Below are 247 nucleotides of genomic sequence, written 5' to 3' on the forward strand. Positions count from 1 at the left end.
GCCTGCGACTATAACACAAAATGTAATCATGGTCTGTACTTACATTGTTTTGCGCATCATTAGCACCAGTGCGTTTCCTCCACACCAGCTGCGCAACAAAATTCTCTTCGCCAAACACTTCATCACATACTTTGCGCAAATTATGAACTTCATGATCATCTATTGAGATAAAAATCACCCCATCGTCACGCAATAAGGTCTGTGCCAAACGCAAGCGCGGATAAATCATATTGAGCCAAGCCGTGTG

1 protein-coding gene is annotated in these 247 nt (G+C 43.3%); it reads right to left on the reverse strand.

Annotated features, from left to right (window positions below):
• The coding region (locus ACFILW_RS11025; RefSeq protein WP_375685857.1) for a DNA methyltransferase at window positions 1–229 on the reverse strand (229 nt) is incomplete at its 3' end.
• Window positions 230–247 lie beyond the last annotated feature (18 nt).

The organism is Bartonella sp. TT110JLCBS (assembly GCF_042193405.1).
GTDB lineage: Bacteria > Pseudomonadota > Alphaproteobacteria > Rhizobiales > Rhizobiaceae > Bartonella.